Here is a 12,090-nt window from a genome sequence, read left to right on the forward strand (position 1 = left end):
CATTTTACTCCGAGTGCGTTATACCTGGAAGGAGGCACGGCCCGGGGATAAAAACAAATTTACACATGAAAGAAAAAACGTGTAGGTTTGTAAGGATAAGTATACCAATATTACGCCCCTTACGTTTATTAGTAATAGTGGGCGATGCAGTTAGACTCAGGATACTTTTGTTTGTAATTCGTGATGAGGCTGATCAATCATATTTAAATTTACTCCCTTAACAAAACAAATCTATACAGGTGAAAAAATTACACTTATTCTTGCTTTTATTGGTAGTGGCGGGTGGATTGAAGGCACAGGACAATACTTCATCGGTAAAGTCAGGATTACAGCCTAGGGAGCAGAAGAAGTCTAAACCCGTAACGACACTGAAAGCTCAGGAAGAACTGGAGAATGTGTATGAACGTGAGTTCTCAGTAGGAGCCCGTTTGAATTCCGACGGCTGGAGTGGATTCCTTGAAAAGGGATATCGCAGCAGCAGGACCAAAGTAACTTTCTTCCAGTTCGAATTTGCAGAAAAGAAAGATCCTAAAGAAGATAAGAAATCAGGTGCGATCAAGGGGGTAGATCAATATGGCTTTGTATATTCTGAGAAGCCTTATATCTATGGCAAGCAGAATAACTTTTACCAGGTGAAGATCGGCATCGGTCAGCAAAGATTGATAGGTGGTAAGGCCAATAAGAATGGTGTATTGGTAAATGCTTTCTATTATGGAGGCCTTTCTATCGGATTACTGAAACCTTATTATGTGAATGTGCTTGATCCAAATGATGGCGTTACTGTAAAAACCATTAAGTATGGTGAAAGCACAATATATAACCAGGCATTTCTAAACAGAGATAAGATTATTGGTGGTGGTGGATTTGGAAAAGGTTGGGGAGAGGTGTCAGTAGCGCCTGGTGTACATGCAAAGACCGGGCTCCGTTTTGACTGGGCCAGATTCAATGAAGTGGTGAGTGCGCTGGAGGTAGGTGTCAATGCAGAATATTATACTAAGGACGTAGCTATAATGGTAAATAATGATCCTAAAAAATTCTTTTTCAATGCTTATATAGCTTTACAGTTTGGTAAGCGCTGGAATAAGAAGAAGTAAAAATGAGAAATAATATGAAAAACGCTTTTGCTACCAGGCAAAGGCGTTTTTTATTTTTATTGGAATGAGGAAGGCTCTAAAATGGAGTAAACAGGAGAAAGTTTCTGCAAGGCAGAGAATGGAAGAAAGAAGACGATACTGAGAAATCGTTTCATAATAAAGAGTGGCTAACAGGCGGATCTTAGTAACCCCCTCTTAATAAGCCGGCTTAAAATCCCCGAGAAGTACTATTTTTGTAATCTTAAAGAAAGGATCAGAGATGCAAGAACCAACACTCACGACCGCAACACCTTGCAGTACAGCACCTGATGCTGCACCTGCCCCCAGGACTAAAAAACCTGACTGGCTGCGTGTCAAATTACCAATAGGAGATAACTACAAACAGGTTCGTAGCCTTGTAGATACCCATAAATTACATACCATCTGCGAAAGCGGAAACTGTCCTAATATGGGTGAGTGCTGGGGAGCCGGTACTTCTACCTTTATGATATTAGGAAATATCTGTACCCGTAGTTGCGGATTCTGTGCAGTAGCCACCGGCAGACCTGAAGCAGTAGATTGGGATGAGCCACAGCGTGTAGCAGAAGCCATTTTCCTGATGAAGGTGAAACATGCGGTAATCACCTCTGTAGACAGAGATGAGCTGAAAGATGGTGGTTCCATTATCTGGGCCAATACCATCAAGGCTATAAGGGCGCTGAACGCAGAAACGACTATGGAAACCCTGATCCCTGACTTCAGAGGACAATGGGAAAACCTGCAACGTATTATTGACGTTGCACCGGAAATCGTATCTCACAACCTGGAAACAGTAGAACGCCTTACCAAACAGGTGCGTATCCAGGCTAAATACCACAGAAGCCTCGAAGTAATTCGCCGTCTGAAAGATGGAGGTATGCGTACCAAAAGCGGTGTTATGCTGGGTTTGGGCGAAACCAAAGAAGAAGTGATCCAGGCAATGCAGGATCTGTACGATAACGGTTGTGATGTGGTGACCCTGGGTCAGTATCTGCAGCCTACACCAAAGCATCTTCCTGTAGTACGATTTGTACACCCGGATGAGTTTGCAGAGTATAGGGAAATCGGTTATGCAATGGGTCTTGATTATGTAGAATCAGGACCATTGGTAAGATCCTCCTACCATGCAGAGAAGCATATCCATAGTGGGCGGCCTAATCAATAACTAATCTTGTTTATTAAAATCCATCAGCGGTGATGGATTTTTTTATTTCCATCATATCTTCGCATTTCAATTGCGAGTAGAAGTATTTATAAAATAAAGGTAAAGTTGCAGTTTAAGTTATACCAGAGTCATATGGCCAATGCGCTTTGCACAAAGGCTTACAGGTAATGATTTTTTACCAAAGGGAAACAAATCAAACTGCAACAGGACCAGAATAGGGGTGCATTTTTATAACCAGCAGACCTTTAGTTACTATCCAACTGATTCGCCAGTTAGCAAAATATTGACTACCTGATGATTAATAGAGATAGAAAAATTTAATTGAATAATTATCTTCGCAGCGCATTTTTTCGAATAGTTTCAGGGGAATATGCGGACATTTCCCCCGGTATATGCCCATATATACGACCAGAACCGCAGCTTACACCTACATTACCTGCAACCTACCTGTTTGATTGTTAGTACATATTGATTTGTGCTGATACCCGGTATTGTGTGTTCTATTTAAATCTTAATTAATTACAGCGCAAGCAAAGAACATATAGCATTACTGCTTTGTTCTACGATTGGTCTAAAGAAGAAACTGATTGTCAAAACCTTTTATGAAAAGAGTAATTTATCTGACCGCCATGTTGGGAGCAGGGCTTATAAGCACCTCATCCTTTGCACAGCAGGTATCTGATTCCGTCATTCCAAAAGCGTCTTTGCAGGATTGCATCCAATACGCTTTGACCCACCAGCCGGCGGTGAAACAATCGCTGGTGGACCAGGAAATTGCGGAACATACCATCAAAAGCAAACTGGCTGACTGGTATCCCCAGCTGAATCTGGCCGCCGGCCTGAACCACTATCTTAAGTTGCAGACCTCTTATTTTAATGGCGCGGCCATCACCACCGGTGTGGCTAACACCTCTTCTGCAGCTTTTACGTTAACGCAAAACATCTTTAACAGAGATGTATTGCTGGCCAGTAGAACTGCTAAGGTCGTACGCCAGCAAGCCGCACAAAATACTACCAGCAATCAGATTGATGTGGTATCCAACGTATCCAAAGCTTACTATGACATGTTGCTGACCAAAGCACAGGTAGCAGTGCTGGATGAAGATATTGTGCGCCTGGAACGTAGCCTGAAGGATGCCTTCAATCAATATCAGAGCGGTATTGTAGATAAGACTGACTACAAGAGAGCTACCATTTCCCTGAACAATGCCAAAGCGCAAAAGAAAACAGGAGAAGAATCTCTGAAAGCTAAGAATGCGCTACTGAAGCAATACATGGGCTTTCCGCCGGATTCTGCGCTGGATGTGAAATATGACACCATCCAGATGGCACAGAACGTACAGCTGGATACCAATACTACCGTGACGTACCAGAACAGGATTGAGTACCAGTTGCTGCAAACCCAGCGTTCACTACTGGAAGCAGAACTCCGTTATAATAAGTGGAGCTATCTGCCTACTGTATCAGCATCCGGTAGTTATACCTTCGCTTATTTCAACAAAGATTTCGGGAAGTTGTACAACAACAACTATCCTAATTCGCTGGTTGGCCTGACGGTTTCCCTGCCTATCTTCCAGGGCTTTAAACGTACTCATAATATCAAGATCGCAGAGCTGAACCTCAGGCGTACTGACTGGGATGTAGAATCACTGAAGCAACAGATCAATACTCAATATACCCAGGCAATGGCTGCTTACAAGAGTAATCTGAACGAATACTTTGTTATGCAGGAAAACGTGCAACTGGCTAAGGAGGTATTCAACCTGATTGATCTGCAATACCGGGAAGGGATAAAGACCTACCTGGAGGTGATCACGGCCCAGACAGATCTTCGTTCCGCAGAACTGAACTACTATAATGCTATGTACACGGTATTATCCAGCAAGATAGACCTGGAAGTGGCATTGGGTACATTAACACCATCAATTCAATAAATGATAAAACTGGCTGATTAAAACTGATCAGTCATTGAAAGGACAAATATTTTCAGATGAAAACAAAGCAACACATTCTCCTCATTGGCGCTACAGGTATGTTTTTTCTGGCTTCCTGTAAAGGTCCGGAACAAAAAGGTGCTATGGCGATGCCGGCTACTAAGGTAAATGTAACGGCTGCGACTATGGGACAGGCTATTTATTACGATAAATACCCGGCTTCAGTGGTGGCCCTGAACCAGGTGGAACTGCGTGCACAGGTAAGCGGTTATATCACCGGTATCTTTTTTAAAGAAGGGGAGGTCGTGCAGAAAGGAAAAGCACTGTATGAAATAGACCGTCGTAAATATGAAGCCGCTGTACGTCAGGCCGAAGCAAATCTGGCGAGCGCAAAAGCTACGTTGGTGCGTGCTCAGAAGGATGCTAACCGTTATCACGAATTGGCCAAGCAGGATGCGATCGCACGTCAAACACTCGACAATGCCGATGCTACCCTCGAAACCAGCCGTGCCAGCGTAGCAGCTGCAGAAGCAGCCTTGCTCTCTACCCGCACAGACCTGGATTATTCTGTTATTAAAGCGCCATTCACAGGCCGTATTGGTATCTCTCAGGTAAAACTGGGTGCACAGATCAGCCAGGGATCTACATTACTGAATACCATGTCCAGCGAGAACCCAATCGCTGTGGATATTGTGGTGAGCGAAACTGATATTCCCCGCTTCTCAGCTATGCAGGGTAAGACTATTACGCCGAATGACTCTACTTTCCGCCTTACACTGCCAGGAGGTATTCCTTATTCTGAAAAAGGTAAGATACTCGCCGTTGACCGTGGAGTAGACAACCAGACCGCTACGATCAAAGTACGTATCGAGTTCGCCAATCCTAAAGATGAGCTGAAAGATGGTATGAGTGCTGTACTGCAGGTGCTGAACGAGCAGAGTGGTGAAAATGTAATCATCCCTTACAGGGCTGTAGTAGAGCAGATGGGTGAATTCTTCGTATTCGTAGCAAAAGATACGATTGCAGAACAACGTAAGATCCACCTGGGGCCAAAACTCAGAGATCGCGTTGTAATAAGTGATGGTCTGAAAGCCGGTGAAGTAATTATCACTGATGGCTTCAATCGTCTGCGTGATGGCGGCGCGATAGACACTTCAGGTGTGCCAAAACAACCGCAGCAGGGCCCAGGCCAGGCTCCTAAAAAATAATAGTAAACAGTTTGAGTTTGAATCAATAGAAGAAGAACATGATTGCAAATACTTTTATACGCAGACCGGTCACCGCGATAGTAATCTCTATCGTACTGGTGTTGGTAGGGATATTGGCGATGCTCAACCTGCCTATCGGTCAGTATCCTGAAATCTCACCTCCAACGGTGCAGGTGACAGGTACATATACAGGTGCGGATGCCCAGACCATTGAGCAGACCGTAGCCACGCCTGTAGAAGTACAGGTAAACGGTACGCCTGGTATGACATACATGACCAGTAACAGTACAAACAGTGGTTCCATGAGCCTTACTGTAAACTTTGAAGTAGGTACAGATATCAATATCGCGGCGCTGGATGTACAGAACCGTGTGGGTATCGCTCAGCCAACCCTGCCCCAGGAAGTACAACGTTTAGGTCTTACCGTAAGGAAGCGTAACCCCAGTATCCTGATGCTGGTGGCATTATATTCTCCCAAGGGAACACATGATGTGACCTTCCTGGACAACTATACTAACATCTTCATTAAAGATGCCCTGCTGCGTGCGAAAGGTGTGGGTGATATCTTTACCCGTGCAGATGATTTCAGTATGCGTGTATGGCTGAAGCCTGATAAGCTGGCAGAAATGAATGTTTCGGCCGATGAAGTGAAAGCTGCTATTACAGAGCAGAATGCTCAGATTGCAGCTGGTTCCATAGGTGCACCTCCTCAAAAAACCGGTCAGACCTATGAGTACAATATTTTCGTAAAAGGTCGTCTGGCAAATGCTGAAGAGTTCGGAAATATCGTTGTAAAGACCCAGCCTAACAATGGTGGCCTCGTTTACCTGAAAGATGTAGCCCGCGTAGAACTGGGTAAATTCAACTATACCGGTAACTCCTTCGTAGATGGTAAAAGAGCTTCTTACCTGCTGGTATACCAGGCGCCTGGTAGTAACGCGATCGAAACTGCAGAGAATGTGACTGTCGCAATGGAACAACTGAAGAAAGCATTTCCTGCGGATGTAGATTACGTAGTACCATTCGAGTCAGTATCTGTTGTGAAAGTGTCTATTCACGAGGTGGTTGAAACTCTGCTGGAAGCCCTGTTCCTGGTGGTGATCGTAGTGTTCCTGTTCCTGCAGAGCTGGAGAGCGACCATCATTCCGGTGCTGGCGATTCCGGTGTCTATCATTGCAACGTTTATCTTCTTTATACCACTGGGTTTTACCATCAATACCCTGACCCTGTTCGGTTTCGTACTGGCTATCGGTATCGTGGTGGATGATGCCATTGTGGTGGTGGAGGCGGTCCAGCATAATATGGATCATGAGCAGATGTCGCCGAAGGAAGCCACCATACAGGCTATGAAAGAAATCTCCGGACCGGTTATCGCAATTGCGCTGATCCTGGCAGCGGTATTCGTACCGGTAGGATTTATCCCCGGTATCGTAGGTCGATTGTATCAGCAGTTTGCGATTACGATCGCGATCTCTGTACTGATCTCTGCTTTCGTCGCCCTGTCTCTGACGCCTGCATTGTGTACGCTGATTCTGCGTCCTATGCACCTGGATAAGGATTCAAAAGGTCTGAACAAATTATTCTATCGTTTCAATAACTGGTTTGGTCATGTAACCAGCCGTTATTCACTGGGGGTTAAGAAAAGTATCCGTTGGGCAAGGTATGTAATGATCCTGCTGCTATGTATTTGTGTGGGTGTGTTTATGCTGTTCAGAACCAAGCCTACAGGGTTCCTACCTATAGAAGATGATGGCCGTTTATACGTTACCTTCGACTTACCGGAATCTGCTTCTACAGAGCGTACTGTGGATGCGCTGCATGGTATGATGAAGGCTTTGGACAGTGTACCTGGTATTGGTCACTATGCAGCATTGGGGGGTCTGAACGTAATTAGTTTTGCGACCAAGTCAAACAGTGGAACCATCTTCGTACAGCTGAAACCGTGGGATGACAGAAAGACCAAAGAAACGCAGATCCAGGCAATTGCCGCTAATATACAAGCAAAGCTCTCCCGCTGGAAACAGGCATCTGTAGTCGTAATCCAGCCACCAGCTATTCCAGGTTTGGGTAGTACTGCTGGTTTCTCCTTTATCCTGGAGCAGCGTAGTGGAGATCCTGATATCAAAGCATTTGAAGCCGTATTACAGAAATTTACAGCTGCGATTAACCAGCGTCGTGAAATAGCAAGGAGCTTCTCCTTCTTCACGGCACGCACACCCGGTTACCAGTTGGATATAGACCGTGAAAGAGCGAAGAAGATGGGGGTATCTATTTCTTCTGTGGCAACCGCCTTATCTACTTATATGGGTAGCTCCTATGTGAATGACTTCACTATCTATGGTCGTAACTTCCGCGTACTCACACAGGCTGATTCCAGCTATCGTGGTGATATCAAGGATCTGAGCCAGATGTTTGTGAAGAATTCAAGCGGCAACATGGTGCCATTGAGTGCGGTAACTAATTACAGAGTGATAGAAACTGCGCCGGTAATTTCTCACTATAACCTGTTCCGTTCTGCGGAAATTAACGGTAGCCCGGCACCTGGGTATAGTAGTGGTGATGCGATCAATGCGCTGAAAGAAGTTGCTGCAGAGGTACTGCCTGAAGGCTATGGATATGAGTTCTCTGGCCTGAGCCGTGAAGAGTTGCTATCCGGTAGTAAGACGGTATACATTTTCGCGCTCTCTATCATATTCGTATTCCTTTTCCTGGCAGCATTGTATGAAAGCTGGTCTGTACCATTCTCCGTATTGCTGGCAGTGCCGATTGGTGCATTTGGTGCGATCCTGACGCTAACCTTTCTGCCAAAGATCAGTAATAACGTATATGCACAGATTGGTTTGATAACGTTGATTGGTTTGTCGGCAAAGAACGCGATCCTGATCGTGGAATTTGCGAAGGAACGTGTGGATAGGGGTATGGAGCTGGTAACAGCGACTGTAGAAGCTGCGAAGCTGCGTTTGCGTCCTATCATCATGACTTCCCTGGCGTTCCTGTTAGGTATTCTGCCACTGGTACTGGCTTCCGGTGCAGGTGCAGAATCCCGTAAGACGATGGGTTGGACAGTGTTGGGGGGTATGTTTACCGCTACCTTCCTGGCCATCTTTATTGTACCGGTGTTGTTTGTAACAATTACAAGGCTGGCTTATGGTAAGGAGAAACTGAAGGCGATACAGGACAATTATAAAGTGATGCAGGATCATATGGATGTATAAATAAATAAGGTGGCCATTGGCCACCTTATTTCAAAAGGATAAAAAAAGCCCGCTCAATTGAGCGGGCTTTAACATTTTACTTACCAACCACTTGTCTGTAGTATAGCAAAATGGCTAACAGGGACAGGGCAATCGAGGATAGAAAGAATATAAGAAATATTTTCCATCCTATATGAACAGTAATTTTATCTTCTGGTGGCGCAACATCTCTATACACCTTATTTTGCATACGGGATGACACATTTGCTTGTCTGGTAGCCTCTTCCCGTGCAATTCGCTGCATCAAAGCAACTTTAATATGTGCGGGAGGCATCGGCGCATCCTTAAATGCTGCCCGTTCTATACGACGTTCTACATCTTCCATTTCTGTATGTAATTCAGGAAAAATATTCAAATGGATTCGCAGGTCTTCTTCCTCTTCAAGAGAAGTAAACCCGAGAAAGTGTTTTTCGATTAGGCCATCTGATATGTAACGCTCGTATTCCATATACTTATTAAGGTTTTCTCTCAAGTTAACATGTCATCCACTCAAAGGATGGAGAATAAGCAATTTTCCACGGCTTTGCTAAGGTGATAAAAATGTCAGACAAAAAGTTGTCCAATTTAGTGAATTAAGAAAATCCTCAAAAAAAATTCGGATTAAGGGTGCATTATGCCCGTTATTGGTGTATATAAATGTTTATAATGTGTTCCCTAGTTGTTTTTCTTCTTGAAAATGTTTCCGATTCCTTTTACCGCCTCTTTTCCAGCATTTTTCAATTCTTCCGCCTTGTTGGAAGGCGTAGTCGTATTCGTTGTATCCTTCTTTCCTCCCAATAACTGCTTTTTCAGCTCTTCTTTTGCTGCTTCTTTAACGGTGGCGACAGCCTGGTTTTTAACTGATTGCAAAGTGTCTTTAATCGCCGTCTTCACAGTGTCTACTTTATTTTTAACTAAAGTAGCCGCCTGATCTTTCAGGTTATTCATTGTATTTCCAGCGGTTTCCTGCAAGTTAGTTTTATATGTTGGTTTTAAGATATTTCCGCCCAATAAAACATTTAAATGAATACTATCACTTACGTTTACGGGTATACCTTTATTACTAGCCTGAGTGGCCAGGCTCGTAATCAGGGCATCTCCCTGCTTGCCGATCACGCTTCTTGGCAGTGTCATCAGCATGGTATAATCCAATGACTGGTCAAAGCCGTGGGAGCCTCCGATTACCATATGCATACCATTGAAGTTTACCGTGAAGGGGCTGATCTTCACTCTTCCATTTTCAAAAGAGAAGTAGGTTTTCAGATCTTTCAGTGACAGGTTTTTAAGGGCGGTTACATTCAGTGTATTGGCCAGTTGATCTACCACGCCAAATTTCTGTAATGCACCTTCCAGCACGAGCAAATTACCATCCCCATTCAGGCTGCTCAATACCGGCATCATATCTTTTCCCAGCTGGCCTTTCAAACTTAACTGAGATGTTACCTTTCCACCAATGAACTGGGCAATCGGCATCAGTTTCTGTACAGTATTGAAAGACTTAAATGCCTGCTGTATATCAATTTGCTGTACGTTGTACGCCATGCTGATATCAGGTGTATTAGGATTGGTCTTTGTGCTGTAGCTCCCATTTACCTCCATTGTACCCTGCATGGCATTCGCTTTTACCTGCTGCATCGTAACGGTTTGGTCCTTTACAAGCAGGGCTCCGGTTACATTAGTCAGATCCAGTTTGTCATAGTGAACTTTATCTGCTGCTGCATTCAGGCTCAGATTCAGGTTGGCAGGTACTGCAAATGGTGCAGCTGGTGTATCCGTTGCTGTGGTAGTGCTGGTCTCTGTTCCCATCCATTTATCCAGATCTATCTGATCTGCTTTCACGGTCAGGTTACCATCCAGCGGTTCATTTTTAAATGCATAAGCCAGCATATTATTTACAGCACCATTGGCTTTGAAATTAGTACCCATGTACTGCCCATCGAATGATTCAACTGTTACATTTTTAGGGTTGAATTTCATGGAAAGGGTATTCACCTTTACGCCGTCAGGATAGTCTTTGCTACGATAGAGGAGATTGGTCACCAGGATGGTGCCTGCTGCATAAAAGCGATCATACTGCTGCTTTTCAATAGCGCTCATGTTACCTTTTGCGCTTACGTCGGCATCTACAATACCGCTGATGGCAGTTCCCTGGTCCAATTTTACAAATTCGGTTACTTTAGACAGGTCCAGGCTACCTTTTGCAGCACCATCTACATACATATCAGATACAGGGGTTTTTACCAGCAGACGCAGGTCCAGCGGCGTATTGTCCATATCCAGGTGAGCTGATGGCATGTCTACGATCGTGTGATCAGGAACGCCATCAGGATTGTTGACCTTCAGGGCGATCTGGATATTCTTAACTGGTTTAGGCAGGTCAGGATATTGGAAATAACCATCTTTTACATTCAGGTTCAGGCCAAATGCTGGCATCTGTGAAGCGCTGTATGTACCTTTTACATAGGCATCAAAGGATGCTGTACCAGAAGTTTTGATCTTGTCAAAGTCTTTCATGAAGATAGCCGGTACCAGGGAAAGGATGTCTTTGAACTGGATAGAAGGCGCCTTCATACTCAGATCCATGCCATAAGTACTGTCATTCACTAATGTGAAAGAACCCTGCGCGGTGAGCTGCAGGTTATTCAGGCTGGCTTTGGCCTGTTGAATGGTGTAAGTACTTGTTTTGTTATCCACCTTGATATCTGCATCCATTTTAGTGTGGGTGCGCAGCAGGTAGGGGATAAGGCCATAACGGAAGGTAACTGCTGCTGCTTCGGTCGTGGTGTTGAGGGTAAACAGGTCCTGTGTGAAATCACCCTTACCGGAATGGTTCAGGTTCTCGATGACCAGGCCCATATCTCCTTCGCGATCAGTATACTCGATATAAGCATCTTCGATTTTATATTGTTGCAGTCTCATTGCGAACTTAGTCGCAGCGGTATCTGCCGGATTGGCCTGGGCTGTATCCGGTTTGGTAATATCCCAGTTAGCCTTACCATCTTTGTTGATAATGGCGTGAATGCGGGGTGCCTCAATATTGATGTTGTAAATATCGTAGGTTTCACCCTTAATTACGCTCATCAGGTTCAATGCCACATCGATTTTTTTCACGGAGATCAGGGTATCTCCTTGAAAAGGTGCGCGGTTTACCACCTGCAGATCTTCCAGTGCTACGGCAAGGCGCGGGAAGTGTCTGATCAGACTGATATCTACGTCTTTAAAGTCAACGTCCGCCTCTAACTGCTTGTTCAGTTCAGTTTTTACGATGGACATAATCTTTCCCTTGAACAGGAAAGGAATGGCAATAGCTGCAACTAATAATACGAGCAGCAGTATACCGGTTACTTTCAGGATCTTCTTTAACATGTGGCAGATATAGGTTTATATATTCCGATTGAAGATAACAAGTAAATACCGTATTCTTCAAATTAGCTTACT

General features: G+C 44.4%; 7 protein-coding genes. 5 read left to right on the forward strand and 2 right to left on the reverse strand.

The genetic code is table 11. The features are described from left to right. The first annotated feature begins 239 nt into the window (after positions 1-239). The 5 genes from U0033_RS27650 (at position 240) to U0033_RS27670 (ending at position 8,634) form a co-directional block, all read left to right on the forward strand. Complete coding sequence (locus tag U0033_RS27650) at positions 240-1,094, forward strand: hypothetical protein (RefSeq protein ID WP_072359865.1); 855 nt, start codon at positions 240-242, stop codon at positions 1,092-1,094. A gap of 259 nt (positions 1,095-1,353) precedes the next feature. Next, entirely contained in the window at positions 1,354-2,277 is a 924-nt protein-coding gene (gene lipA, locus U0033_RS27655) for a lipoyl synthase (protein WP_072359863.1), read from the forward strand. Between the two features lie 602 nt (positions 2,278-2,879). Beyond that, a complete protein-coding gene (locus tag U0033_RS27660) occupies positions 2,880-4,211 on the forward strand; it encodes a TolC family protein (protein WP_072359861.1) in 1,332 nt (443 codons plus the stop codon). Positions 4,212-4,267: 56 nt separating this feature from the next. Then, positions 4,268-5,419: an efflux RND transporter periplasmic adaptor subunit gene (locus tag U0033_RS27665; RefSeq protein WP_072359859.1), complete on the forward strand. Its 1,152-nt coding sequence runs from the start codon at positions 4,268-4,270 to the stop codon at positions 5,417-5,419. A gap of 38 nt (positions 5,420-5,457) precedes the next feature. Beyond that, on the forward strand, positions 5,458-8,634 hold the full coding sequence (locus U0033_RS27670) for an efflux RND transporter permease subunit (protein WP_072359857.1): 3,177 nt from the start codon (positions 5,458-5,460) through the stop codon (positions 8,632-8,634). 76 nt (positions 8,635-8,710) lie between these two features. Here the strand turns inward: U0033_RS27670 and U0033_RS27675 are convergent, their stop codons facing one another. Further along, a complete protein-coding gene (locus U0033_RS27675; RefSeq protein ID WP_143150700.1) occupies positions 8,711-9,121 on the reverse strand; it encodes a hypothetical protein in 411 nt (136 codons plus the stop codon). Positions 9,122-9,327: 206 nt separating this feature from the next. Continuing rightward, entirely contained in the window at positions 9,328-12,018 is a 2,691-nt protein-coding gene (locus U0033_RS27680; protein ID WP_072359854.1) for an AsmA family protein, read from the reverse strand. Positions 12,019-12,090: the final 72 nt, after the last annotated feature.

This window comes from Chitinophaga sancti, assembly GCF_034424315.1.
GTDB classification, from domain to species: Bacteria; Bacteroidota; Bacteroidia; order Chitinophagales; family Chitinophagaceae; genus Chitinophaga; species Chitinophaga sancti.